The 26,150-nt window shown below is 64.7% G+C and carries 23 protein-coding genes; 16 read left to right on the forward strand and 7 right to left on the reverse strand.

The genetic code is table 11. The features are described from left to right. Nucleotides 1-31: 31 nt before the first annotated feature. Both D0T21_RS14565 and D0T21_RS14570 read left to right on the forward strand, forming a co-directional pair. Nucleotides 32-604 carry a hypothetical protein gene (locus tag D0T21_RS14565; RefSeq protein ID WP_147328106.1) on the forward strand — a complete coding sequence of 191 codons (573 nt, stop codon included), beginning with the start codon at nt 32-34 and terminating at the stop codon, nt 602-604. A gap of 48 nt (nt 605-652) precedes the next feature. Further along, nucleotides 653-1,168 (forward strand): hypothetical protein, encoded by a 516-nt coding sequence (locus D0T21_RS14570; RefSeq protein WP_116990330.1) that lies wholly within the window; start codon nt 653-655, stop codon nt 1,166-1,168. A gap of 18 nt (nt 1,169-1,186) precedes the next feature. Here the strand turns inward: D0T21_RS14570 and D0T21_RS14575 are convergent, their stop codons facing one another. Beyond that, nucleotides 1,187-2,047: a hypothetical protein gene (locus D0T21_RS14575; protein ID WP_147328107.1), complete on the reverse strand. Its 861-nt coding sequence runs from the start codon at nt 2,045-2,047 to the stop codon at nt 1,187-1,189. Between the two features lie 222 nt (nt 2,048-2,269). Here D0T21_RS14575 and D0T21_RS14580 point away from each other — a divergent pair, with 222 nt between their 5' ends. Further along, nucleotides 2,270-2,584: a transcriptional regulator gene (locus D0T21_RS14580; RefSeq protein WP_116990332.1), complete on the forward strand. Its 315-nt coding sequence runs from the start codon at nt 2,270-2,272 to the stop codon at nt 2,582-2,584. A gap of 43 nt (nt 2,585-2,627) precedes the next feature. After that, the gene (locus tag D0T21_RS14585; RefSeq protein WP_229211509.1) at nt 2,628-2,798 is read left to right on the forward strand and encodes a BrnA antitoxin family protein; all 171 of its coding nucleotides are present in this window, start codon (nt 2,628-2,630) and stop codon (nt 2,796-2,798) included. Between the two features lie 13 nt (nt 2,799-2,811). Here the strand turns inward: D0T21_RS14585 and eda are convergent, their stop codons facing one another. Beyond that, the gene (eda, locus tag D0T21_RS14590) at nt 2,812-3,435 is read right to left on the reverse strand and encodes a bifunctional 4-hydroxy-2-oxoglutarate aldolase/2-dehydro-3-deoxy-phosphogluconate aldolase (RefSeq protein WP_116990334.1); all 624 of its coding nucleotides are present in this window, start codon (nt 3,433-3,435) and stop codon (nt 2,812-2,814) included. A gap of 3 nt (nt 3,436-3,438) precedes the next feature. Next, nucleotides 3,439-5,361, reverse strand: coding sequence for a phosphogluconate dehydratase (gene edd / locus D0T21_RS14595; RefSeq protein ID WP_116990335.1), 1,923 nt, complete (start codon nt 5,359-5,361; stop codon nt 3,439-3,441). A gap of 209 nt (nt 5,362-5,570) precedes the next feature. Between edd and pgi the strand changes: the two genes are divergently transcribed. The 6 genes from pgi (at nt 5,571) to D0T21_RS14625 (ending at nt 11,510) form a co-directional block, all read left to right on the forward strand. Then, complete coding sequence (gene pgi, locus D0T21_RS14600) at nt 5,571-7,220, forward strand: glucose-6-phosphate isomerase (RefSeq protein ID WP_116990336.1); 1,650 nt, start codon at nt 5,571-5,573, stop codon at nt 7,218-7,220. Between the two features lie 4 nt (nt 7,221-7,224). Continuing rightward, nucleotides 7,225-8,121 (forward strand): SMP-30/gluconolactonase/LRE family protein, encoded by an 897-nt coding sequence (locus tag D0T21_RS14605; protein WP_116990337.1) that lies wholly within the window; start codon nt 7,225-7,227, stop codon nt 8,119-8,121. Nucleotides 8,122-8,241: 120 nt separating this feature from the next. Next, on the forward strand, nt 8,242-9,714 hold the full coding sequence (gene zwf / locus D0T21_RS14610; RefSeq protein WP_116990338.1) for a glucose-6-phosphate dehydrogenase: 1,473 nt from the start codon (nt 8,242-8,244) through the stop codon (nt 9,712-9,714). Then, nucleotides 9,715-10,569 (forward strand): SIS domain-containing protein, encoded by an 855-nt coding sequence (locus D0T21_RS14615; RefSeq protein WP_116990339.1) that lies wholly within the window; start codon nt 9,715-9,717, stop codon nt 10,567-10,569. Between the two features lie 100 nt (nt 10,570-10,669). Further along, complete coding sequence (locus D0T21_RS14620; RefSeq protein ID WP_116990340.1) at nt 10,670-11,164, forward strand: hypothetical protein; 495 nt, start codon at nt 10,670-10,672, stop codon at nt 11,162-11,164. After that, nucleotides 11,148-11,510, forward strand: a complete 363-nt coding sequence (locus tag D0T21_RS14625) for a hypothetical protein (RefSeq protein ID WP_147328108.1) — start codon at nt 11,148-11,150, stop codon at nt 11,508-11,510. The genes D0T21_RS14620 and D0T21_RS14625 overlap by 17 nt, the downstream gene beginning before the upstream one ends. Before the next feature lie 27 nt (nt 11,511-11,537). Here the strand turns inward: D0T21_RS14625 and D0T21_RS14630 are convergent, their stop codons facing one another. After that, entirely contained in the window at nt 11,538-12,680 is a 1,143-nt protein-coding gene (locus tag D0T21_RS14630; protein WP_116990342.1) for a serine hydrolase, read from the reverse strand. Between the two features lie 186 nt (nt 12,681-12,866). Between D0T21_RS14630 and tal the strand changes: the two genes are divergently transcribed. From tal to D0T21_RS14660, 6 genes are all read left to right on the forward strand, one after another. Further along, the gene (gene tal / locus D0T21_RS14635; RefSeq protein ID WP_116990343.1) at nt 12,867-13,802 is read left to right on the forward strand and encodes a transaldolase; all 936 of its coding nucleotides are present in this window, start codon (nt 12,867-12,869) and stop codon (nt 13,800-13,802) included. A gap of 177 nt (nt 13,803-13,979) precedes the next feature. Next, nucleotides 13,980-15,206: an efflux RND transporter periplasmic adaptor subunit gene (locus D0T21_RS14640; RefSeq protein ID WP_116990344.1), complete on the forward strand. Its 1,227-nt coding sequence runs from the start codon at nt 13,980-13,982 to the stop codon at nt 15,204-15,206. A gap of 12 nt (nt 15,207-15,218) precedes the next feature. Then, nucleotides 15,219-18,371, forward strand: coding sequence for an efflux RND transporter permease subunit (locus D0T21_RS14645; protein WP_116990345.1), 3,153 nt, complete (start codon nt 15,219-15,221; stop codon nt 18,369-18,371). Next, on the forward strand, nt 18,364-19,869 hold the full coding sequence (locus D0T21_RS14650) for an efflux transporter outer membrane subunit (RefSeq protein ID WP_116990346.1): 1,506 nt from the start codon (nt 18,364-18,366) through the stop codon (nt 19,867-19,869). The genes D0T21_RS14645 and D0T21_RS14650 overlap by 8 nt, the downstream gene beginning before the upstream one ends. A 96-nt stretch (nt 19,870-19,965) precedes the next feature. After that, complete coding sequence (locus D0T21_RS14655) at nt 19,966-21,051, forward strand: patatin-like phospholipase family protein (RefSeq protein WP_116990347.1); 1,086 nt, start codon at nt 19,966-19,968, stop codon at nt 21,049-21,051. Nucleotides 21,052-21,186: 135 nt separating this feature from the next. Next, complete coding sequence (locus tag D0T21_RS14660) at nt 21,187-22,914, forward strand: methyl-accepting chemotaxis protein (protein ID WP_116990348.1); 1,728 nt, start codon at nt 21,187-21,189, stop codon at nt 22,912-22,914. Here D0T21_RS14660 and D0T21_RS14665 read toward each other — a convergent pair. The 3 genes from D0T21_RS14665 to rdgB form a co-directional block, all read right to left on the reverse strand. After that, nucleotides 22,911-24,155 carry an anthrax toxin-like adenylyl cyclase domain-containing protein gene (locus D0T21_RS14665; RefSeq protein WP_158568012.1) on the reverse strand — a complete coding sequence of 415 codons (1,245 nt, stop codon included), beginning with the start codon at nt 24,153-24,155 and terminating at the stop codon, nt 22,911-22,913. The two genes, D0T21_RS14660 and D0T21_RS14665, sit on opposite strands and share 4 nt — an antisense overlap. Nucleotides 24,156-24,243: 88 nt before the next feature. Further along, nucleotides 24,244-25,503: a radical SAM family heme chaperone HemW gene (gene hemW / locus D0T21_RS14670; RefSeq protein ID WP_116990350.1), complete on the reverse strand. Its 1,260-nt coding sequence runs from the start codon at nt 25,501-25,503 to the stop codon at nt 24,244-24,246. Then, nucleotides 25,500-26,084, reverse strand: coding sequence for an RdgB/HAM1 family non-canonical purine NTP pyrophosphatase (gene rdgB, locus D0T21_RS14675; RefSeq protein WP_116990351.1), 585 nt, complete (start codon nt 26,082-26,084; stop codon nt 25,500-25,502). The genes hemW and rdgB overlap by 4 nt, the downstream gene beginning before the upstream one ends. Nucleotides 26,085-26,150: the final 66 nt, after the last annotated feature.

The raw sequence follows: 26,150 nt of genomic DNA on the forward strand, positions 1-26,150 counted from the left end.
TCGCACGGGCGCCGGTGTACTCGGCGCTTTCTTGACGCTGCATTTGTTCAACCACCTGCTGGCGATCGGCAGCCCGGAGGCGCACATCCACTTCATGGAGGCGTTTCGGGCCGTGTACCGCAACCGGGTGGTTGAAGTCATCCTGCTGCTGTGCGTCGCCAGCCAGGTCGGCAGTGGCTTGACCTTCGTCCGCCGCCGCTGGCGCGACCGGCACGAAGGACTCGACCTGTTGCAGCTTGGCTCAGGGCTGTACCTGGCGTTCTTCCTGCTGGTGCACGTGGGCGCGGTGCTGGCCGGGCGCATGCAGCTCGGGCTGGATACGAACTTCTACTATGCCGCCGCCGGCCTGCACGTGCTGCCGTATCGCTACTTCTTCATGCCCTACTACTTCCTTGCCGTGCTGGCGATCACGGTCCATCTGGCGCGGGCGCTGCACTGGCTGGCGCACGACCGCCTGGGCGCGGGGGCGATGCGCATCGCCACGACGCTGCTGATGGTCTCCGGCTTCACTGCCGCCACGCTGATCGTCGCGGCCTTCTCCGGCGCGCTGTATGAGGTAACGGTGCCGGCGAAATACCTCGCCACATTTGTGTTGGGCGGCTGAGCGTATATACTTCGGCGCTGAAGACCCAGTCACCAATGAAAGAAGTTTATGAAGATGCTGTCTCGCGTTGACGCGAACGTCGCTGTCGAAATCAATCGGCAGTTTCCGCAATTGAAGCAAATCAGGGAGTTGGACTCGGACGGCGGCATGGAGCGCCTGGCGATCTCCGTGTTCGACCACTGGCTCGACGACGAGAGCGAATGGCATCTGCTGGACTGTTTCGAAGGCCAGGAGCGCGTACAGCGCAACAAGAAGTTCGAGCAGCACTGGGCGGCGCTGTTCGACCTGACGCCGGTCTACACGCTGCGCTACCGCGGCCGCTGGCCGGCCAAGGCTAAGCCGGTACTGAAACGCTACACCGACCGCGAAGGCTTCCTGCGCCAGTCGCGCTTCAACGACTACGGCGTGCCGTCGCAATTCATCATCCTGCCGGAGCTGGGCTGCATCTACGCGGCGGGCTGGGACGATACCAACATCCTGTACTTCAAAAACCGTGAGCAAGCGGCGCCGATACTGGAACTCGCCGCCAAAGCGGGCCTGCATTCCTTGAATCCCAACCGCTGATACGCTCGCTTAACCGCGCTAGGCACCGCCAACCGTGATACCTCCGCTGGGTACCAACAGGTAGCCAACGAAACGGAAATGCGCAAAGTTCACATATTTGCCCGATTGGCACCCCAGCAATGCCTGGGCCACATTGTCATCGATCGGCACATAGCGCGCAGTACGACCGGGCTTGGAAGGCGGCCAAAGCGCCGCCCCGGTTTCCACCTCCGAGCCCAGACCGCCATTCTTATGGCTCCACAGGCCAGTAGACGAATCGCGCCGCATGAAATGAAAGCCGTCATCCTTGGCCACCATGCCGACCAGATAATGCGTGCTGCCGGCGCGTGCGATCGGAGGAAACGAAACAGGAGGGTATTCGCCGTCCGCCGGCCCGGACAGGATTTCGACCGTGCGGCCGCACGCTCGCGCATCGTCCACCACCCCTTCCAACAAGCTGTAGTGGTAGCGGACTTTTTGCTGTTGTTGCTGCCAGCGCCGATCCGCTGAATCGACCTTGTGTCCCGCAGCTACGCCGGGGGTTGGCACCCGGCCGGCGAATACCTTGCATTTCATGGCATAGGCATAGCAATTGGCCATGGTGTTCCAACCGGTCTCAATCGCCGGCAATAACAGGGCCTGCTGCTCGTTCATCCAGGCCTTGAAGTCGGCCAGCGAACCGTTACGATTGCGTACGGACACATGCACGTCGGCCTTGGAACTGGCCCAGTCATCGTAAGCATCCTGCAGGAGATATAGCGCCTTCTGTTTGTTAAACTCATTGGCAAACTGAAAAGCGCGCAAGCTTTCATCGACCGCCTGCAACAAGAGCGAGCGTTGGCTGGCCTTGATGGTCGATGTCTCACGTATCCATGTCTCCTGCGTCCAATTTCTGGGCATGCCCGTCCTCCGCGTATTGGTTGGCAATATGGTCTGCCGCACAAGTTTAACAGGATGCTCAGCAAATACTCCTGAGAAGGAGTCCCTCCGTTACGCAGTTTGATCGAAAGGATCAAAACTCCTGGCTACTCTCCGCGCTACGCTTATGGAAGCCCCCTCCGGAGCCCTCGATGACAATAGCAATTCCTCACGCAGCCTGGCTGTTCGGCGTAGAATTTCATCATGCGAACCGTGGCTGAAACGCCTGTTTTCGTCGGCTACGCCGCCGAAGTCTGGAGCGATACCGAACGCACGGAGTTCATATCGTGGATCGCGAGCCATCCGGATGCGGGTGATGTTATTCCTGGCAGTGGCGGGTGCCGAAAGGTAAGATGGTCGCGGCGGGGACAAGGCAAGCGAGGCGGGGCAAGAGTGATCTATTTTTGCGGTGCAGACGAGGTTATCTGGCTACTTATCGTCTATGCAAAATCCGAATTCGACAAGCTACCGACAACCTTCCTTGCCGAATTAAAAAAGGAAATTAGAGATGCCATCTGAGAAAGAACAGTTCCAACGCGATTTACTGGAGTCAGCAAAACAAATGCGTTCAGGGCAAGCAACACGGATAACGCAACTGGAACCGCAACAAACGGCAGGAGGTGCGGTAGATGTATCATTGCGCCTCCCCGTTGACGTTATCGAGCGCTGGAAAGCCACCGGCCCAGGATGGCAGCAACGCATGAGCGACTTGCTCAGTAAAACGGCGCCCTAGGCGCCGTTTGATCTTACCGCAGGCCGCTGGCCGCCTTGGCCAGGTCCGTGATGCGCTGCCAGTCGCCGGCGGCGATGGCGTCTTTCGGCGTCAGCCACGAGCCGCCTACGCAGGCCACGTTTTTCAGCGCCAGGAACTGCGACGCGGTCTCTTGCGAGATGCCGCCGGTCGGGCAAAACATCACGTCCGGCAGCGGACCGCCAATCGCGTTCAGCATGCCGATGCCGCCCGCCGGCACCGCCGGGAACAGCTTCAACTGACGGAAGCCATGCTCACGCGCCGCCATCACTTCCGACGGCGTCATCACGCCCGGCAGCAGCGGCAGGCCGCTGCTCTTGGCGGCGGCGATCAGCGCCGACGTCAAGCCCGGCGACACGCCGAACACCGCACCCGCATCACGCGCGGCGGCAAATTCTTCCGGCTGCGTCAAGGTGCCGACGCCGACGATGGCACCTTCCACTTCCGACATGGCCTTGATCGCGGCCAGGCCGTGCTTGGTGCGCAGCGTCACTTCCAGCACGCGGATGCCGCCGGCCACCAGCGCGCGCGCCAGCGGTACTGCATGTTCAGGTTCGTCAATCGCGATCACTGGGATCACGGCCGAGGTACGCATAATGTCGAGCAGAGTCATGGTCATGATTTACGCATCTTTCTTCATCGAGTAATCTTCATCGGAACCTGGCACGGTATTGCCGACCGGGTCTTTGTCATGCAGGCCTACCGTGGTGGCGATCGGCGACGGCAGCGCGAAGGTGGTCGCGCCCTTCTCCGCTTCGCACACGCTGTTGCGGAACATGGCGAACAGCTCGCGGCCCATGCCCACGCCATTCGGCGTCAGGTCGGCCGTGGCCAGTGAGCGCGCATGCCATACGCTCGATTCGACCAGCGCCTCCAGCGTGCCGCTGCGGGCGCAGACGCGGATGATGTCGCCGTCGCGCACCAAGCCCAAAGGACCGCCGGCCAGCACCTCAGGCGACACGTGGATCGCCGCCGGCACCTTGCCCGACGCGCCAGACATGCGGCCGTCGGTGACCAGCGCCACGTGGCGGCCGGCGTCTTGCAGGTTGGCCAACGCCGGCGTCAGCGCGTGCAGTTCCGGCATGCCGTTGGCGCGCGGGCCCTGGAAGCGCAGCACGGCGACGAAGTCGCGATCGAGTTGGCCCGCCTTGTAGGCGTCCATGAAATCTTCCTGCGAGTTGAACACCAGCGCCGGCGCTTCCACCGTCTGATGCTCAGGCTTGACGGCCGAAACCTTCATCACGGCGCGGCCCAGGTTGCCCTGTACCAGCACGGTGCCGCCGTCCGGCGAGAACGGCGCGGTGATCTTGCGCAGCACCGCTTCGTCGCCCGACTCGGTCGGCGAATCCTTCCAGACCACGCCCTTGCCTGCTTCGCCCAGGAACGGCTCGGCGCAGTGCGCGCGCAGGCCCTTGCCCAGGATGGTGGTGACGTCGTCGTGCAGCAGGCCGCCATCCAGCAGTTCGCGGATGACGAAACCGGTGCCGCCGGCGGCGTGGAAGTGGTTCACGTCGGCGTTGCCGTTCGGGTAGATGCGCGTCAGCAGCGGCACTACTTTCGACAGCTCGTCGAAGTCGTTCCAGTCGATGACGATGCCGGCCGCCTTGGCGATGGCCACCAGGTGCAGCGTATGGTTGGTCGAACCGCCGGTGGTCAGCAACGCAACGATGGCGTTGACGATGCACTTCTCATCGACCACATGGCCGACCGGCAGGTATTCCTGCGATTGCGCGGTGATGACGGCGGCGCGCTTGGCGGCAGCCTTGGTCAGTTCGTCGCGCAGCGGGGTGTTCGGGGTGATGAAGGCGGCGCCCGGCAGATGCAGGCCCATGACTTCCATCAGCATCTGGTTGCTGTTGGCGGTGCCGTAGAAGGTACAGGTGCCGGCACTGTGGTAGGACTGCGATTCGCCTTCCAGCAGCTCGGCGCGGCCGACTTTACCTTGCGCGTACAGCTGGCGGATCTTGGCTTTCTCGGAGTTCGACAGGCCGGTGGTCATCGGGCCGGCCGGCACGAACACCGCAGGCAGGTGGCCGAAGTGCAGCGCGCCGATCAGCAGGCCGGGTACAATCTTGTCGCACACGCCCAGGTAGACGGCGGAGTCGAACATATTGTGCGACAGCGCGATGGCGGTCGCCATGGCGATGGCGTCGCGCGAGAACAGCGACAGTTCCATGCCCGGCTGGCCCTGGGTGACGCCGTCGCACATGGCGGGCGTGCCACCGGCGTACTGGGCGACCGCGCCGACTTCGCGCACCGCATCCTTGATCAGCGCCGGGAAGCCTTCGAACGGCTGGTGGGCCGACAGCATGTCGTTGTAGGCCGAGACGATCGCCACCGATGGCTTCTTGAGTTCCTTCAGCGACAGCTTGTCGTTGGCGGGGAAAGCGGCAAAGCCGTGGGCCAGGTTGGTGCAGGCCAGGGCGCCGCGCTGGACGCCTTTGACGCGGGCAGCTTCAAGATGGGCCAGGTAAGCGCCGCGCGATGGTTTGCTGCGCTGGATAATGCGTGCGGTGACGGTTTCTAGGACTGGATGCAACGCCATGATCGTTCCTTATGAATGAATTCCGTGAAATTTTACTACAAAATTTCGAATTCAGCCTACTTTTATTATCCCGCTGGCGCCTGAGGTATCAGACCACCCACGCTGCGCAGCCCGGAAAGGATAGTTTTGACGGAACCGTAGTGAATTTACCGGATTTTCATGTATCATTCACGCATCCCCTCCCTCAGACTTAACGACGCCACTCAATTATGCGCCAGCCAGCACTGACCTCCACTCCCAGCTTCCAAGCCCTCGAATCCCATGCCGCCACCGCGAAACACTGGCAATTGCGCGAGCTGTTCGCAGCCGATGCGCAGCGCTTCCCCAAACTGACGGTGGACGCGGCCGGCCTGTTCCTCGATTATTCGAAGAACCGCCTGGACGCCAGCACCATCGACCTGCTGCTGGACCTGGCCCGCGAACGCGGCGTGGAGCGCCAGCGCGACGCCATGCTGAATGGCGAGAAGATCAATCTTACCGAACATCGCGCGGTGCTGCACACGGCCCTGCGTATGCCGCGCGGCAAGGCGCTGACGGTGGACGGCCAGGACATCGCGCACGACGTGCACGCGGTGCTGGACCACATCAAGGATTTCACCGACCGCGTGCGCAGCGGCGCCTGGCTGGGCCACACCGGCAAGCCGATCACCGACGTCGTCAACATCGGCATCGGTGGTTCGGACCTGGGTCCGAAGATGGCCGTGCTGGCATTGCGTTCGTATGCGCATCCGCGCCTGAAGATGCACTTCGTCTCCAACGTCGACGGCCATGACATGGACGCCGCGCTGGCGCAGGTCAATCCCGAGACCACGCTGTTCATCATCGCCTCCAAGACCTTCGTCACCGCCGAGACAATGCTCAACGCCGGCACCGCCCGCAGCTGGTTCCTGCAATCGGCCAAGGAAGAAGACCTGGCGCGCCACTTCGTCGCCGTCTCCACCAACACCGAGGCGGTCAAAGCCTTCGGCATCGATCCTGCCAATATGTTCCCGTTCTGGGACTGGGTCGGCGGCCGTTATTCGGTATGGTCGGCGATCGGCCTGGCGGTGGCGCTGGCGGTGGGCTACGGCTACTTCACCGATTTCCTGGGCGGCGCGCATGCGATGGACGAACACTTCCGCGAGGCGCCGCTGGAGCAGAACATGCCGGTACTGCTGGCGATGATCGGCTTCTGGAACCGCCAGTTCCTCAACGCCGCTTCGCTGTCGATCGCGCCGTATCACCAGGACCTGAGCCGCTTCCCGGCCTACCTGCAACAGCTGGACATGGAAAGCAACGGCAAGCGCGTCACGCGTGGCGGTGCCGAAGTCGACACGCCGACCTGCCCGGTGGTGTGGGGCGAGTGCGGCACCAATGCGCAACACGCTTACTTCCAGCTGCTGCACCAGGGCACCGACGTCACGCCGATCGACTTTATCGCCGCGCTGCGCGCCACGCATGACCTGGCGGGACATCACGATTCGCTGCTGGCCAACTGCTTCGCGCAATCGGAAGCCTTCATGACCGGCAAGACCGCCGGCGAAGTGCGCGCCGACCTGACCGCGCAGAAGCTGAGCGAAGCCGAAATCGACGAACTGGTGCCGCACAAGACCTTCCCCGGCAACCGTCCGTCCAACACCATCCTGATGGACCAGTTGACGCCGTCCACGCTGGGCGCGCTGATCGCGCTGTACGAGCACAAGACCTTTGTGCAGGGCGTGATCTGGGACGTCAACAGCTTCGACCAGTGGGGCGTGGAACTGGGCAAGGTACTGGCCAAGAACATCCACGCGGAGCTGACCGGCGACATCAAGCCGGAACGCCACGACAGTTCCACCAATGGCCTGATCATCATGGCCAAAGCTGCGCAGCACATCTAAGACCATGAGCACACCTCACATCGAAATCGCCTACGACGCCGTCATGCAAACCGGCGAGTGCCCGTTGTGGCACGCGCAGGAGCAGGCGCTGTACTGGGTCGACATCCCCGCCTTCACGGTGCACCGCCTCGATCCCGCCAGCGGCGCGCATCGTTCATGGAAGCTGTCGAGCGAACCGGCCACGCTGGCCGTCAGCGACCAGGGCGGCCTGGTGGTCGCCATGCGCAGCGGCTTCGCGCACCTCGACACCAGCAGCGATGAAGTACGCCTGACCGAGATCGCCGCCGCACCCTACGACACCGCCATCACCCGCTTCAACGACGGCCACGTCGACGGCGCCGGACGCTTCTGGGTCGGCACCATCTACGAGCCGCGCGACAAGCCGGCCGCCGAGATGTTCGTGCTGGAACGCGGCGCGATCCGCAAGGCCTGGTCGGGCGGCATGACCAATTCGAATGGCTTGGGCTTCAGCCCGGACTACAGCGCCATGTACCACGCCGACACCAGCGCGCACCGCGTCACCAAACTGGACTTCGACGTCGCCACCGGCACGGTCTCCAACCAGCACCTGCTGCACCAGTTCTCGATGGACAAGGAGAACAACTACGGCGGCCGTCCCGACGGCGCCGCGGTCGATAGCGAAGGCAACTACTGGGTCGCGATGTTCGAAGGCGCGCGCCTGGTCAAGCTGTCGCCCACCGGCGAGTTGATCGGCGAGATCGCGCTGCCGGTGCGCTGCCCGACCATGATGGCCTTCGGCGGCGCCGACCTGCGCACGCTGTACGTCACCAGCGCAGGCGCCCGTCCGGCGCCGGAACTGGCGCAGTTCCCGCTCAGCGGAAAACTGCTGTCCATCCGCGTCGACGTGGCCGGCCGCACGGAGCCGGCATATATCGAATAAACTATATGCTGCAGTCGCAGCATATGTAGTAAATTTTCTTGCAAAACGACAAATCGTGTAGTAAATTTACAGTCACGACTAGTAATCCCTCTTTCAGCACTCTACATACTGCGAATAATTATGGCTCTTACCGATTTTGACCTGGTTCTGTTTGGCGGCAGCGGCGATCTGGCGATGCGCAAATTGCTGCCCGCGATGTACGCCCGCGATGTTGCCAATGACTTGCCCGCCACTGCCCGCATCATCTGCGTCGGCCGCGCCGACGCCAGCCAGCAGGACTTCCTGCACACGGTAGAGACCACGTCCAAGCCGCACATCAAATCGCCGGCAGTGACGCCGGCCGCGTGGGCCAAGTTCACCGCCCGCATCGTGTATGTGTCGCTCAACGCCACCGACTCCGACAGCTACAAGTCGCTGGTCGAGGCGCTGCGCAAGGACGAAGCCATCACCAAGGTCTACTACCTGGCGACGCCGCCGGCGATCTTCTCGCAGATCTGCGAGAACCTCAAGGCCAACGGGCTGGTGACCAAGAACTCGCGCGTGGTGCTGGAAAAACCGCTGGGCCGCGACCTGGCCTCGGCCAAGCAGATCAACGCCGAAGTGGGCCAGGTCTTCGAGGAATCGCAGATCTACCGTATCGACCACTACCTGGGCAAGGAGACCGTGCAGAATCTGCTGGCCCTGCGCTTCGGTAACATCCTGTTCGAGCCGCTGTGGCGCCGCGAGTGGATCTCCGACGTGCAGATCACCATCGCCGAGAAGCTGGGCGTGGGCAACCGCATGGGCTACTACGACACCTCGGGCGCGCTGCGCGACATGCTGCAGAACCATTTGCTGCAACTGCTGTGTATCGTCGCCATGGAACCGCCGACCTCGATCGCGCCGGACGCCGTGCGTGACGCCAAGCTGCAGGTGCTGCGTTCGCTGAAAAAATTCACCCCGACCACGCTGGCGCAGAACATCGTGCGCGGCCAGTACCGCGCCGGCCACGTCGATGGCAAGGCCGTGCCGAGCTATCGCGACGAACCGGATGCGCCGGAACATTCGCGCACCGAGACCTTCGTGGCGATGAAGGCGGAAATCGACACCTGGCGTTGGGCCGGCGTGCCGTTCTACCTGCGTACCGGCAAGCGCATGGCCGACGGCCTGGCCGAGATCGTGGTGCGCTTCAAGCAGATCCCGCATTCGATCTTCGCGCAGCCGACCAACAGCTTCCAGCCCAACTCGCTGGTGATTCGCCTGCAGCCGGACGAAGGCCTGCGCATGAACCTGATGGCGAAGACGCCGGGCGACGGCATGCGCCTGAAGCAGGCCGAGCTGGAGCTGGACTTCCGCGAATCGTTCAAGTCGCCGCGCATGGATGCTTACGAGCGCCTGCTGCTCGACGTGCTGCGCGGCCAGTTGACCCTGTTCATGCGCGGCGACGAGCTGGAAGCGGCGTGGGAATGGGTCGAGCCTATCCTGAACAACTGGGAAGCGGACGACAGCTTCCCGATTCCTTACGCCTCCGGCACCTGGGGTCCGGCCGCCGCGTCGGCCCTGATCGGCCGCGACGGCCTGCAGTGGCGTGAAGAAGCTTTGCCTGAGGATTAAATGCTTTTAGATTCCATCCGCACCCAGCTCGACTCGCTCTCCAAATCGGAGCGCAAGGTCGCGCTGGCCGTGCTTGATCATCCGGGCCAGACGGTCAGCCAGAACATCACGGCGCTCGCCAAGAGCGCGCAGGTGTCCGAGCCGACCGTGGTGCGTTTTTGCCGCACGCTGGGTTACGACGGCTGGCATGAGTTCAAGCTCAAGCTGGCGCAAGGCCTGGCGCTGGCCCTGCCCGGCCTGAACGAACAGCCGACCCAGGACGACCTCGCGGCCGACCTGGTCAACAAGATCTGCAGCCGTTCGATCAACACCCTGCTGGACCTGCGCAACAACCTCGACCCGGAAGCGATCCAGCGGGCGCTGGACATCCTGTCCAAGGCCAACAAGATCGAGTTCTACGGCCAGGGCACCTCCGGCATCGTGGCGGCGGACGCACAGCACAAGTTCTTCCGCTCCGGCGTGCCGACGGTGGCCTATGCCGACCCGCACATCCACAGCATCGCCGCCGCCCTGCTGCGCACCGGCGACGCGGTGGTGGCCATTTCGCAGCGCGGCAACAGCCCGTCGCTGGTGCGCTCGATCAAGCTGGCGCGCCGCGGCGGCGCCGACGTCATCGTGCTGGCGCCGTCCGGCACGCCGCTGGCGGACATGGCGACGGTGCTGATCCCGATCGACCTGATCTTCAACATCGATCCCTACACACCGATCTCGGCGCGCCTGGCCTACCTGGTGGTGATCGATGTGCTGGCCGTAGGCCTGGCGCTGCAACGCGGCCCCGAATTCCGCAAGAAGATGCAGAACGCGCAGAAGGCCCTGCAAGAGTTCGACCTGCAATTCGATTCCTTCATCGGCTGAGAGTAAAGCGGACGTCGACGACGTCTGCTTTGCTGCAAAGCGTCCACATCAAGGCCGCGATAAGCTGGCGGTTGTTCTAACCTCCGGCTCTTTTTCCCACATGGACTACATCGGCGTCAGCGGCTTGGTCGTTTCCATCGCCGGGTTTGCCCTGTCGCTGTGGCAAATCGGCAAAGCGAGAACGGCTGCCGAGGCTGCAACGACTGCCGCCAGGGAGGCCGTTGCAGCCGTGCGCGCGATTCATGCAGTTGCCGACATCCAGGAAATTTGCGGCCGCTCCCGCAACCTATTGCATCTAGTCCGAGCCGGAAACATAGAAGCAGCCGCAACCGCAGCATTCGAACTCCGTGAACTGGTCGCCCGGTTTCATGCGACTGATGCCGCGCACCGGTTGGCAAGCGCAGAAACATGGCGGCAAGCATTCGACAGTCTGTGTTCGATACACGATAGATTTGAGACCGCAGCTATGGTAAAAACTCTTCATCATGACGAGCGCAAAACCTCGCTACACGAGATATCTCAGCTCCATACCCAGTTCAGCACTTTCGCGGCAGCCGCTGCGGATACAGGAGTCAATCATGACAATTCCCATTGAATACCAAGATATTATTGCAGGGCTCTCAAAAGCAACAAATGAAGAGCGCATCAGATGGACCTTGGAACAATTTGGTTTGGAATTCGAGGTGGCCGGCTTCAAACTTGTTCTCGATATAGGCAATGATTACGAACGCAAGCTGGCATACGTAACGTTCGCGCTCACAGAAAAGAACGGAAAAATGCTGGACATCTGGCGCGTCGATGAAGGGTCTGAGGAATATGACTTTTTGTACGACATGTATCTGCGGGCCAGGCGCAAGGCATTGGGCATTCCCCAACGTCTGGACAGTATCAGGGAGGAACTCAGGAAATCGAACATTCTCGGCCAGGACATCCCCGCTTAATCCTCACCCGGCATCCGGATGCATCCCTTATTTGGCCACAGGCTTTTCCAGTGTATCCCAGTGATAGGCCGTCGCGACACGGTCGGCGATCTGGTTCATCAATGCCATGCCATTGTCGCCGTTGGCCATGATGACCACGCCGTACCCTTTGCGAACATGCCCGCTGATCCAGGCGCGATAGCCCCAGTTCGACCCGCTGTGCGTGAAATACCAGCCGTCGCCACGCTGGCCTAGCGTCAGGCCCACCGCGTATGGTCCCACGCCCGCCGGCGACAGCATCTCCCTGGCGTATCGCGGCTCCAGCACCATGCCTTTCGCACCGCGCAGGCCGGTCTGTATCTCGATGATGAATTTCGCCAGATCGCTCGGTGTGGTCCATAAGCCGGCGGCGGCCTGCTCCGGGTAGAGCTTCCACGGCGCCTCCATGCGGCGCCCCTGCGCATCGTGCGCCAGGGCCGCATAGCTTGGCTGTTCGAAGGAACTGTTGGACATCCTCAGCGGCGCCAGCACAGTCGACTGCATCAAGCGTTCAAACGGCAAGCCGGTCAATTCCGTCAGCGCCAGTTGCATGATGACCAGTCCACCGCCAGAGTATTTATAGGCCTCGAAGGGCGCGCGCGCGAAGACCACCTTGCCGACGTTCGATGGCGAACGGCCGTCGAGTATCTGCACCAGCGAAGGCAACGGCGCACCCGGTGCGTAGCCGGGAAAGCCAAATCCATCATCCGCGCCCGACGTGTGGCTGAACAGCGAACGCGGCGTGACCGCCTGCGTCCGCGTCAACTCCGACGCGGGCACACGCCATGACTTCAGCATGGTGTTGACGTCGGCGTCGAGATCAAGTTTGTGTTCCTGCACCAGGCGCATGGCGGCCAGCGCCGTCACGGGCTTGCTGATGGACGCCGCCTGGAAGCGGGTTTCCGTATCCACCAGGCGCCCGGTTTCCATGTCGGCGACGCCATATCCCTTCGCCCAATGCAGTTTGAAATCCTTGATGACCGCGATGCTGACGCCGGGGACGTGCAGCCGTTCCATCAATGCCGGCAAACTCTGCGCATCGAGCGGCGCCTCGACGCGCGCCATCAGCAATCCGGCCTCATCCTGGGCTCGGGCGACGCTCATCGATAGCGCAAAGCAGGCCAGGCAGATCCGCACGAAACAGCGAGTCATCAGTATTCCTTTCACATTGCCAGCAATATAACATCGACGCCATGACGGCGCCGCATTGCCTAAACGGCAAACTGAGCTTTATTGCGTGTCAATATAGAGACTGTTGAATTTCGCATTCTTTAACAATTGTTCATGGTTGAGTACAATAAGGCAAGCCTCACTCCCCTTAACCGACTGGCAGCGCACATGAACCAACTCGAACAGCTCAAGAAATTCACCACCGTAGTCGCCGACACCGGCGATTTCCAGTCCATCCAGGCCTACACCCCGCGCGACGCCACCACCAACCCTTCGCTGATCCTGAAGGCGGTGCAGAAGGACGAGTACAAGCCGCTGCTGGAAAAAGCCGTGCGCGACAACCTCGACAACTCGATCGCCGAGACCATCGACCACCTGCTGATCGCCTTCGGCAAGCAGATCCTGCGCATCATCCCGGGCCGCGTATCGACCGAAATCGACGCCCGCCTGTCGTTCGACGTCGAAGGCTCGGTGGCCAAGGGCCGCGAGCTCATCAAGCTGTACGAGCAGGCCGGCATCGAACGCGAGCGCGTGCTGATCAAGATGGCCGCCACCTGGGAGGGCATCCGCGCCGCCGAGATCCTGGAAAAAGAAGGCATCCACTGCAACATGACCCTGCTGTTCTCGCTGGGCCAGGCCATCGCCTGCGCCGAAGCGGGCGCGCAGCTGATCTCGCCGTTCGTCGGCCGCATCTACGACTGGTATAAAAAATCCACCGGCATCGACTACGTCGGCGCCGAAGATCCGGGCGTGCAGTCGGTCAAGCGCATCTACAACTACTATCGCAAGTTCGGCTACAAAACCGAAGTGATGGGCGCGAGCTTCCGCAACACCGGCCAGATCCTGGAACTGGCCGGCTGCGACCTGCTCACCATCAGCCCCGACCTGCTGCAAAAGCTGGCCGACACCAACGCCCCGGTCGAACGCAAGCTGAGCGCCGAGAGCGCACCGGCCGCCGGCATCATCAAGCTGTCGCAGGACGAGAAGACCTTCCGCTTCCAGCTGAACGAAGACCAGATGGCTTCCGAGAAACTGGGCGAAGGCATCCGCGCCTTCTGCGCCGACTCGGGCAAGCTGAAGCAAATCATCTCCGGCATGCGCTGATCCAGCGCCGGCCAGGATGGGAAAGCGGTAACGCGGCGTAGGCCGTGTTACCGCTTTTTTGTTTTATATCTATACAAAACGTTACATAACTAGCTGTATTACAATATTGCAACCTCAGCCAGCCACCCCGCCTGGCCGATCAAGCGCACCATATAAAACTTTTTACGAGAACCGTCCATGAGATTAGTACCTCGTTACACTGCAATTGCCTCCGCCGTTTTCGCCTTATCCCTGCTGGCCGCCTGCGGCGACAAAGCAGCCGCTCCCGGCGCCCCGCCGCCCGCCACTGTCGCCGTGATCACCGTCGCTCCCGCCGCCGTCACCCTCAGCACCGAACTGCCGGGCCGCACGGAAGCGTCGCGCATCGCGCAGGTGCGCGCGCGCACGGCCGGCATCGTGCTGCAGCGGGTGTTCAAGGAAGGCGGCGACGTCAAGGCCGGCGAGGTACTGTTCCGCATCGATCCCGCCAGCTTCCAGGCTTCCTACGACAGCGCGCAGGCGGCCGTCGCCAAGGCCGAGGCCAACCTGGCCCAGGCCGATTTAAAGGTAAAACGATATAAACCGTTATTGGCGGCGCAAGCCGTCAGCCAGCAGGAATACGACGACGCCGTCACCGCGCAGAAGCAGGCCGCCGCCGACCTGGCCACGTCCAAGGCCGCGCGCACCAACGCCGGCCTGACGCTGGGCTACGCCACCGTGACTTCGCCGATCTCCGGTCGCATCGGCCGTGCGCTGGTGACCGAGGGCGCGCTGGTGGGACAAGGCGAAGCGACGCCGATGGCCACCGTGCAGACACTGGACCCGATCTACGTCACCATCACCCAGTCGTCGACCGAGCTGCTGCAACTGCAACGCGCGCTCGCCAGCGGCAAGATCAAGGGCGCCGGCAAGAACGAGGCGCGCGTCACACTGGTCACCGAAGACGGCCAGGCCTACCCGCAGGCGGGCAAGCTGCTGTTCTCGGACGTGTCGGTGGACGAGAGCACCGGCGCGGTATCGATGCGCGCCGAGTTCCCGAATCCTCAACGCACCCTGCTGCCGGGCATGTACGTGCGCGCGCGGCTGGACCAGGGCGTCAACGACGCCGCCATCACCGTGCCGCAGCAGGCCGTGGTACGCAGCCCTGAAGGCTCGTCGGTGCTGATCGTCGGCGCCGACAACAAGGTGCTGGCGCAGCCGGTCACCGCCACCGCCAACGATGGCCAGAACTGGGTGGTCAGCTCCGGCCTCAAAGGCGGCGAGCGCATCGTGGTGGAAGGCTTCCAGAAGGCCAAGCCCGGCGCCACGGTCAATCCGCAGCCGTGGAAAGGTCCCGCCGGCGCAGCTCCGGCTCCAGCCCCGGCCCCGGCCCCGGCCCCGGCATCCGCTTCCGCCGCCGCATCCGATCGCGGCACCGCCAAATAACAGGGAGTCCCGATGGCCAAGTTTTTCATCGATCGCCCCGTGTTTGCGTGGGTGATCGCACTCTTCATACTGCTGGGCGGGATGCTGGCGATCACGGTATTGCCCGTGTCGCAGTACCCAACCATCGCGCCGCCATCGATCGTGGTGACGGCCAACTACCCCGGCGCCACCGCGCAGGTGCTGGACGACGCCGTCACCAGCGTGATCGAACAGGAGATGAACGGTGCCGACGGCTTGCAGTACGTCGAATCGTCCAGTGAGGCCAGCGGCGCCGTCACCATCACCGTCACCTTCGTCCCCGGCACCAATCCGGACCTGGCGGCGGTCGACGTGCAGAACCGCATCAAGCGCGTGGAGTCGCGCCTGCCGGCCGCCGTCACGCAACAGGGCGTGCAGGTCAACAAGGCGCGTTCCAACATCCTGATGTTCGTCGGCCTGACCTCGACCGACGGCCGCCTCGACCCGACCGGCCTGGGCGACTACCTGGCCCGCAACGTGGTCAATGAAGTCAAGCGCATCCCTGGCGTGGGCCAGGCGCAGTTGTTCGGCACCGAACGGGCGATGCGCATCTGGGTCGATCCGGCCAAGTTGATCGGCCTGAAGATGACCATGGCCGACGTCACCGCCGCCATCCGCGCGCAGAACGCGCAGGTCACCTCCGGCACGCTGGGCGACTTGCCCAGCCCCGCCAAGCAGACCTTCTCCGCGCCCATCGTGGTCACGGGCCAGCTGTCGTCCACCACCGAATTCGGCCAGATCGTGCTGCGCGCGAACCCGAACGGTTCGCTGGTGCGCCTGAAGGACGTGGCGCGCATCGAAATGGGCGGCGCCAGCTTCAACATCAACGCGCGCCTGAACGGCGCGCCGTTCTCCGCCATCGCGGTGCAGCTGTCCCTGACCGGCAACGCGCTGCAGACGGCGACCGCCGTGCGCGAGAAGATGGACCAACTGGCCAAGTACTTCCCGCCGGGGGTGAAGTACACCATCCCTTACGACACCTCGCTGTTCGTCAAGATCTCGATCGAGGAAGTGGTCAAGACGCTGCTGGAAGCGGTGCTGCTGGTGTTCCTGGTGATGTACCTGTTCCTGCAGAACTTCCGCTACACCCTGATCCCGACCATCGTGGTGCCGGTGGCGCTGATGGGCACCTTCGCGGCGATGCAGCTATTCGGCTTCTCGATCAACGTGCTGACCATGTTCGGCATGGTGCTGGCGATCGGCATCCTGGTCGATGACGCCATCGTGGTGGTGGAAAACGTCGAGCGCATCATGAGCGAGGAAGGCTTGTCGCCGCGTGACGCCACCCGCAAGGCCATGGGCCAGATCACCGGCGCCATCATCGGCATCACGCTGGTGCTGATCGCCGTGTTCATTCCGATGGCCTTCTTCGGCGGCGCGGTCGGCGCGATCTACCGCCAGTTCTCGCTGGCGATGGTGTCGGCCATGCTGTTCTCGGCGCTGATGGCGCTGACCCTGACGCCGGCGCTGTGCGCCACCATTCTGAAACCGGTGGAAGCCGGCCATCACCATGAGAAGAAAGGCTTCTTCGGCTGGTTCAACCGCAGGTTCGCGGTGACCGCCACCGGCTACCAGGGCGTGATCGCCAAGATGATCAAGCGCACCGGCCGTTACCTGGTGGTGTTCGCGCTGATCTGCGGCGTAGTGGGCTGGCTGTATGCGCGCCTGCCGTCGTCGTTCCTGCCGAACGAGGACCAGGGCTACCTGATCGCCAACGTGCAGCTGCCGGCAGGCGCTTCGACCAGCCGCACGCAGGCCGTGCTGGCGCAGGCCGACGCCTACTTCCGCAAGCAGCCGGGCGTGGCGCGCACCATCGCGGTGGCGGGCTTCAGCTTCTCCGGCAACGGCCAGAACGCCGGCCTGGTATTCATTCCGCTGACGGACTGGAAGGAACGTGGCCCGGAACAGTCGGCGCAGGCGATCGCGCAGCGCGCGTTCGGCGCGCTGTCGAGCATCCCGGATGCGATCATCTTCCCGCTGTCGCCGCCGCCGATCCGCGAGCTGGGTAACGCCACCGGCATCACCGCGCGCCTGCAAGACCGCAGCGCGCTCGGTCACGATGCGCTGATCGCGGCGCGCAACCAGCTGCTCGGCATGGCCGGCAAGAGCGCCATCCTCAAGGGCCTGCGTCCCGAAGGACTGGAAGACGCGCCGCAGCTGCAGGTCGATATCGACCGCGAGAAGGCCAATGCGCTGGGCGTGACGTTCGCCGACATCAACGCGATGATGTCGACCGCGCTCGGCTCATCCTACGTCAACGACTTCGCCAGCAGCGGGCGCCAGCAGCGCGTGATCGTGCAGGCCGACGCGCCGCGCCGTTTGCAACCGGCGGACATCATGCAGCTCAACGTGCGCAGCGCGGCCGGCACGATGGTGCCGTTCTCCTCGTTCGCCACCTCGCACTGGATACAAGGTCCGGTGCAGCTGGTGCGCTACAACGGCTACCCAGCCATCAAGCTGACCGGCGACGCCGCGCCAGGCCGCTCGACCGGCGAGGCGATGGACGAACTGGAACGCCTGGCGGCGCAGCTGCCGCCGGGCTTCAGCATCGAATGGACCGGCCAGTCGCTGGAAGAGAAGACTTCCGGCTCGCAGGCGCCGATGCTGTTCGCGCTGTCGCTGCTGGCCGCCTTCCTGGTGCTGGCGGCGCTGTATGAAAGCGAATCGATTCCGGTGGCGGTGCTGCTGGTGGTGCCTCTGGGGATCCTGGGCGCGCTGCTGGGCGCCACCATGCGCGGGCTGCCGAACGATGTGTACTTCAAGGTCGGCCTGATTGCGATTATCGGCCTGTCGGCCAAGAACGCGATCCTGATCATCGAATTCGCCAAGGACTTGCAGGCGCAGGGCAAGGGCCTGATCGAGGCGACGCTGGAGGCGGTGCACCTGCGCTTCCGGCCGATCATCATGACGTCGCTGGCCTTCATCCTCGGCGTGCTGCCGCTGGTGATCGCCACCGGCGCGGGATCGGCCAGCCAGCGCGCCATCGGCACCGGCGTGATGGGCGGCATGATCACGGCCACGGTGCTGGCGGTGTTCCTGGTGCCGGTGTTCTTCGTCGTGATCCGCAAGATCTTCAAGGGCAGCGAACGCCAGCGCAAACTGGCCGCACATGAAATGAACGATAAGAACCATGAAACCTATGATTAATTTTGCACATAAGCCCGCCCTGCCCCTGGCCGTGCTGGCGGCCTTGCTGTCTGCCTGCTCGCTGGCGCCGACCTACCAGCGTCCCGACGCGCCGGTGGCCGCCGCCTTCCCGGCCGACAGCGCCGGCGCCGCCGCGCGCACCAGCGTGCCGCTGCCGCTGGCGGCCGGCGCGCGCGACGCCGTCGATACCGGCTGGCGCGACTACTTCGCCGATCCGCGCCTGCAGCAGCTGATCGCCGCCGCGCTGGAAAACAACCGCGACCTGCGCACCGCCGCGCTGCGCATCGAGGAGGCGCGCGCGCAGTACGACATCCAGTCGGCCGACCGCCTGCCCAACCTCAACGCCAACGCGGCCGCCACCAAGGCCAAGACACCGGCCTTCCTGTCGCCGAGCGGCCAGACCACCATAGGCAAGCGCTATGACGCCGGGCTGGCGCTATCGGCCTTCGAGCTGGATTTCTTCGGCCGCGTGAAAAGCCTGAACGACGCCGCGCTGGCGGCCTACCTGGCCACCGACGAAGCGCGCCAGGCTGCGCAAATCAGCCTGGTGACGCAGGTGGCGCAAGCCTATTACACCGAGCGCGCCTACGCCGAGCAGTACGCGCTGGCGCAGCAGACCTACGATGCCCGCGCCCGCACCTACAAGTTGACGCAGCAACGCGCCGAAGTGGGCGCCTCGTCGCGCCTCGACCTGCGCTCCAACGAAACGCTGATGGAAACCGCGCGCGCCGCCGCGCTGACGCTGGCGCGCCAGCGCGCGCAGGCGGACAACGCCTTGACGCTGCTGGTCGGCCAACCGGCCAGCGCCGCCGTTGCCGCCACCGGCGCTACCGCCGGCGCTGCGGTCGGTACTGGCGCCGGGTCGGGCACGGCCGCCGGCGCCATGCCGAGCGACCAGCAGATCGACACTCTGAGCGCGCTGCCGACCGGCCTGCCGTCGGACCTGCTGGCGCGCCGGCCCGACATCCGCGCCGCCGAGCAGCGATTAAAATCGGCCAACGCCAACATCGGCGCCGCGCGCGCCGCCTTCTTCCCGCGCATCAGCCTGACGGCCGCGCTGGGCAGCAGCAGCCCGTCGCTGAACGGCCTGTTCGACGGCGGCTCGGGCAGCTGGTCGTTCGCGCCGCAGCTGACCTTGCCGATCTTCGACGCCGGCCGCAACCGCGCCAACCTGGGCCTGGCCGAAGTGCGCAAGAACCTCGCCGTGGCCGACTACGAGAAGACCATCCAGACCGCCTTCCGCGAAGTGGCCGACGCGCTGGCCGCGCGCGACTACCTGGGCGAGCAGGTGTCCGCACAGCGCGCCGTGCAGGAAGCACAGGCCGACCGCCTGAAGCTGCTGCAACTGCGCTTCGACAACGGCGTGGCCAGCTCGCTGGACGTGCTGGACGCGCAGCGCGAGCTGTTCAGCGCGCAGCAGACGCTGGTGCAGGCGCGCCTGCTGCGCACCACCAGCGCCATCGACCTGTACCGCGCCCTCGGCGGCGGCGTAAAATAACCCGGGGGTCAAGTCTGACATTCGGACACGAGCTCCACCGTAACGGCCACTACGGCAGAGTTCGTGTCCGAATGTCAGACTTGACCCCAATTGAATATGACTTCTCCGATCACCATCCGCCTGGGCGCGCGCGCCCGCCAGCGCATCGCCGCCGAGGGCGTGCGGGCGGCCGATGTCGCCATCGTGCCGGCCGCCGCCGGCGGGCCGAAGGGCCTGATCCTGCATGGCCTCGACTGCTGGATGTTCGGCGGCTGGCTGCAGGCGGCGCCGCGCCAGCGCAAGCTGGTCGGCGCGTCGATCGGCGCCTGGCGCATGGCAGCGTCGGCCTTCGACGATCCGGTCGCCGCCCACAAGCGCCTCGCCCGCCTGTACGCCGGCCAGCGCTATCCGGCCAAGGTCAGCGCCGCCTACGTCAGCCAGACCGTCCGCGCCCTGCTCGATGAACTGCTCGACGGCCGCGCCGCCGAGGCGGTCGGCCATGCCGACCACCACGTCTCGGTGCTGACCATGCGCGGCGTCGGCCCGCTGGCCCGCACCAACGGCCAGCGCTGGCGCGAGGTGGCCGGCTTCGCGCGCGCGGCGGCCGGCAACGCGCTGTCACGCCGGCGTCTGGCGGGGGCGATGGAGCGGGTGGTGTTCCACAACAGCCGCGACGACGCCGACTGGTTGCGCCAACAGTTCGACGCCTTCACCGGCCATTTCGTCGGCCTGAGCGAGGCCAACCTGCGCGACGCGCTGCTGGCCTCGGGCTCGATCCCGCTGGTGCTCGAGGCGGTGTCGGGCATCGCCGGCGCGCCCGACGGCGCCTACTGGGACGGCGGCCTGATCGACTACCACCTGCACCTGCCCTACCAGCGCGATCCCGGCCTGGTGCTGTACCCGCACTTCAACGACTACATCGTGCCCGGCTGGCTGGACAAGGCCATGCCGTGGCGCCGCGCCCGCGCCGGCGCCCACAACCCGGCGCTGGACAATGTGATCCTGGTGTCGCCGTCGGCCGAGTTCGTCGCCAGGCTGCCCAACGGCAAGCTGCCCGACCGCAAGGACTTCCAGTTCTACGGCCAGGACCACGCCGCCCGCAGCCGCGACTGGACCCGCGCCATCGCCGAAAGCGAACGCCTGGCCGAAGCCTTCGCCCGCTGGTGCGACAAGCCCGACCTGGCGCAGGCCGCCGCCTTCTAATTGTTTCAAAAAAGCAACGCGACGGTCTGAAGTTGCATGACCGCCACGGCGCGGCGGGTGCATACTTGTAGCCTGCCAGCCGCGTCTTCCGGCGCGCCTGCGCAGCCATCCTCGGGCCACCTCGGAGCGTCCATCATGAATCTACTGTCTCAGCTGCGCATCGGCACCCGCCTCGCGGTCGGTTTCGCCATCGTCCTGTTGCTCGCCATCTGCGCCACCTCGGTGGCCTTGTACAACGCCCGCGTCAACGCCGAGGCCACCCGCCACATGATGGAGAAACCGCTGGCCAAGGAACGCCTGGCCTCCGACTGGTACGTGCTGATCTACTCGGCCGTGGCGCGCACCGCGCTGATCGCCCGCAGCAGCGACGACAGCCTGTCGACCACCTTCGCCGACGTCATCGCCGACAGCAGCAAGAAGGGCGGCGAGCTGATCGCCAAGCTCAAGGAGCTGCTCATCAGCGACGAGGAAAAGGCCGTGTTCGACGCCTCCGGCGCGCTGCGCGCCACCTACCAGAAGGCCAAGACCGACATCATGAACGCCAAGAAGGCCGGCAACGCCGAGGAGGCGGAAAAGCTGTACAAGGATGTCTTCATGCCGTCGGCCACGGCCTACCAAAACAAGGTGCAGGCGCTGCTGACCCTGCAGCGCAAGGCCATCGACGACACCGCCCACGCGATCGACACCGCCAACGACCGCAGCAACATGCTGCTGATGGTGCTGGCGGTGCTGATGGTGTCGATCGGCTCGCTGGCGGCGTGGGTGATCTCGCGCTCGATCACGGTGCCGCTGAAGTCGGCGGTGGAGATCGCCGCCACCGTGGCCAACGGCGACCTCACCACCCGCTTCGACGCCGAGACCAGCAAGTGCGAGATCGGCGACCTGATGACCGCGCTCAAGGGCATGAACGATGCGCTGCGCAATGTGGTCAGCCAGGTGCAGAGCGGCACCAACACCATCGCCACCGCCTCCAACGAGATCGCCGCCGGCAATATGGACCTGTCGCAGCGCACCGAGGAACAGGCCAGCTCGCTGGAGGAAACCGCGTCGTCGATGGAGGAGTTGACCAGCACCGTGCGCCAGAACGCCGAGAACGCCAAGCAGGCCAACCAGCTGGCGCAGGCCGCCTCCGACGTGGCCGAGCGCGGCGGCACCATCGTCGGCCAGGTGGTCGACACCATGGGCTCGATCGACGCCTCGTCGCGCAAGATCGTCGACATCATTTCCGTCATCGACGGCATCGCCTTCCAGACCAACATCCTGGCCTTGAATGCCGCGGTGGAAGCGGCGCGCGCCGGCGAGCAGGGACGCGGCTTCGCGGTGGTGGCGTCCGAGGTGCGCAACCTGGCCCAGCGCAGCGCGGCGGCGGCCAAGGAAATCAAGGAGTTGATCGGCAATTCGGTCCAGCAGGTCGACATCGGCGCCAAGCTGGTGCAGCAGGCCGGCACCACCATGGACGACGTGGTGGCCAGCGTGCGCCGCGTGACCGACATCATGGGCGAGATCACCTCGGCCAGCAGCGAGCAAAGCATCGGCATCGACCAGGTCAACACCGCCATCACGCAGATGGACCAGGTGACGCAGCAGAACGCGGCGCTGGTGGAGCAAGCGGCGGCGGCCGCGGCCAGCATGCAGGACCAGGCGGCGCGGCTGGCCGATGTGGCGGCCTCGTTCAAGCTGGGCGACGAGGGATTGCGGCCGGCGCTGGCGGCGCCGGCGCGCGCCAAGGCGGCGCTGCCGGCGGCGCGCCCTGCCCCGGCTGCCCGTCCGGCGCCGCGTCCGGTGGCGGCCAGGCCGGCCGCCAAGCTGACGGCCAGCAAGCCGGCCACCGTCGGCGGCGACAAGGACTGGGAAGAGTTTTAAACCGCCCGCTGGGCGTCGCGGATCGACATGCCCCACGCCGCGTTGCGGGGCAGGAAGTAGCCGGCGTCCTGCAACAGCCCCGCGTAGACGCGGAATTCGCGCATATTGAGCAAGGTCGCGACATTGCCGTAGGCGGCGATGGCGGGGCTGCGGATGCCGGCCGCGTCGGGCTGGAACACGGTCAGCGGGAAGCCGTCGTTGTCGTTTTCCATGTCGGCCTGGGTCAGCGCGCCGAACGCCACGTGGCGGTGCGATTCGGCGTTGTGGTGCACGCGGCGGAAGGCGCCGTTGCCGTTGACCATGCGGCCGTTGAGCAGGTTGATGCAGCGCAGGATGCGCGGCGTGACGTTGCCCATGTCGTAGTGCTCCTCGTTGCCGAAGCCGGCCGGCGCCTGCCAGCCCTGCGGGCGCGGGCGGCCGGTGCTGCTCTCCATGGTCAGCACCTTGTCGAGGTTGGTGCCGCGCTCGAACACCTGGCCTAGGCGCGGCGCCATGCCGTTCATCACCAGCCCCGGCTTGGCGATCTGCGCCGAACTGGTGCTGCCGTAGTCGCTCCAGCGCGGGCACACCGCCATCAAATCGTAGTCGCCGGTCATGGGCCGGTTGTTGGCGCCCGCTTCGGACGAGCACATCACCTCCAGCGGCAGCAGCAGCCGCGAGGCCATGCCGTGCGCGCTGAAGTCGGTGGCGATGGTGTAGACATGGATCTGGTAGACCGCCTCGCCCGCCGTCGGGCCGGCGCGATTCCAGCGCGCCAGGAATTCGAACAACTGGCCGTCGCCGGAACGCTGCGCCAGCAGCGAGTAGTCGCGGGTGCCGGGCACGGCTTCCATGAACTGCAAGGCGGTGCGCGGCGGCATTTCCTCGGCCAGCAGCATCTGCAGGGTCAGCTGCTCCAGCGTCAGCTCCAGCACGCGGGCGCTGGCGAAACGGTCGTTGATGCCCTTCTGGTTGGCGCGCGTGCCCTTCTGCGCCTTGCCCTGGTTGTGGCCGACCTTGCTGTAGGTGCCGTCGTACGGCACGAAGCCGGCCTGCGGCCCCCAGTCCGAGCTCTTGCCCTTGACGTGGAAATTCTTGCTGGGATAGCCGTCCTCCAGCCAGCGCCGCGACCACGGCCCGGTCGAACGGAAGATGATCACTTCGTCGAGCTCGTTGGCCACCCGCTGGCTGGCGATCATGTCGAGCCGGGTCATGCCGTTTTCCGGATCGTCGAACGAGGGGGCTAAACCAAATAAGGGCATGGCTGCTCCAGGCTGGATAGAGGTTACCCAGTATCCGAGCCTGTCCATTTGACGTCAAGAAAAATGGTTAAAAATGCCAGCTTTTGTATCAGCCGTTGAGGAACATCTGTTGCAAATCGTTGAGGAAACGTTGGCCCAGCTCGGTCGGCTTGATCAGCTTGTAGTCGCGGTAGAGCAGGCCCTTGGCTTCGGCAGCGTTGAGGTTTTTCTCGATCGCGTTCAGGCTCAGGCCGGTGCGCTCGGCGAACAGGTTGGGATCGAAGCCGCCGTGCAGGCGCAGCGTGTTGAGCATGAACTCGAAGCCCATGTCGTCGCGGCCGATCTCGTACTCTTCCTGCACCGGCGCGCCCAGGCGCACCTGCTCCATGTAAGCCTTGGGCTGCTTGTAGCGGGCCTGGCGCAGGATGCGGTGCGGGAACGACAGCTTGGAATGCGCGCCGGCGCCGATGCCCAGGTAGTCGCCGAATTCCCAGTAGTTCAGGTTGTGGCGGGCGCGGTGGCCTTCCCTGGCGTAGGCCGACACCTCGTACTGGCCGTAGCCGTTGGCGGCGGTCAGCTCGGCGATCATGTCCTGCATGTCGGCGCTGGCGTCGTCGTCCGGCAGCGCCGGCGGGTACTTGGCGAACAGCGTATTCGGCTCCATCGTCAGGTGGTACAGCGACAGGTGCGGCGGCTGGAAGGCCATCGCGGTCTCGACGTCGTGGCGCGCTTCCTCCAGCGTCTGCGACGGCAGCGCGTACATCAGGTCGAGGTTGAAGTTGTCGAAGTTGGCCAGCGCGATCTCCACCGCGCGTTTGGCTTCGTTGTCGTCGTGGATGCGGCCCAGCGCCTTCAGGTGGCGGCTGTTGAAGCTCTGGATGCCGATCGACAGGCGGTTGATGCCGCTGGCGCGGTAGGACTTGAACTTCTCGGCCTCGAAGGTGCCGGGGTTGGCCTCCATCGTGATCTCGCAGTCGCTGTCCAAGGGCAGCAAGGTGCGCACGTCCGACAGCAGGCGATCCAGCCCGGCGGCCGACATCAGGCTGGGCGTGCCGCCGCCGATGAAAATCGTATAAATCTTTCTGCCCCAGATCAGCGGCAGCGCCATTTCCAGGTCGGTGCGCAGCGCGTCCAGGTATTCCTGTTCCGGGAAAGTGTGGCCGTCCTTGGCTTCGTGCGAGTTGAAGTCGCAGTAAGGGCACTTCTTCACGCACCACGGGAAGTGGATGTACAGCGACAGCGGCGGCAGCGCCTGCAGGTTCAGCGAACCGGCCTGCAGGTACTTGGCGGCGACGCCGGCGGCTTCGCTGATGTCGGTGGCCGGCTTGGCTGCCTTGCTGGTGGCGCCGACGATTTTAATCGGGATCATTTCAGCTTCTCTACCAGTGCGCGCAGGGCCTGGCCGCGGTGCGACAGCGCGTTCTTCTCATCGGCCGTCAGCTCGGCGGCGCATTTGCCCAGCGCCGGAATGTAGAAGTGCGGGTCGTAGCCGAAGCCGCCGTTGCCGCGCGGGGTGGCGATCATTTCGCCGTTCCAGCGGCCGTCGGCGATCACCGGTTGCGGGTCGTCGGCGTGGCGCACGAACACCAGCACGCAGTAGTAGTACGCGGACTTGTCGGCGTGGGCGGCCAGGTCGGCGATCATTTTCTCGTTGTTGCGGGCGTCCGATTTCGGCTCGCCGGCAAAGCGCGCCGAATACACGCCGGGCGCGCCGCCCAGGGCGTTGACGCAAACGCCGGAATCGTCGGCCAGCGCCGGCAGCCCGGTCAGGCGCGCGGCGTGGCGGGCTTTTTGCAGGGCGTTTTCAACGAAGGTATGGAACGGCTCGTCCGCTTCCGGGACGTCGTACTCGCCCTGGGCGTGGACGGAAAAGCCCACGGTGGACAGCAGTTCGTTGAATTCTTTGAGTTTGCCGGCGTTGTTCGAGGCGAGGATCAGGCGTTGGGTCATGGTGTGGGCTACAGAGGGCAAGTAAGGCGATGAAGCCGACATTGTAAACCCTTTGGGCCCGGCCCC

It is taken from the genome of Duganella sp. BJB476 (assembly GCF_003416895.1).
In the GTDB taxonomy this organism is placed as follows: domain Bacteria; phylum Pseudomonadota; class Gammaproteobacteria; order Burkholderiales; family Burkholderiaceae_D; genus Rugamonas.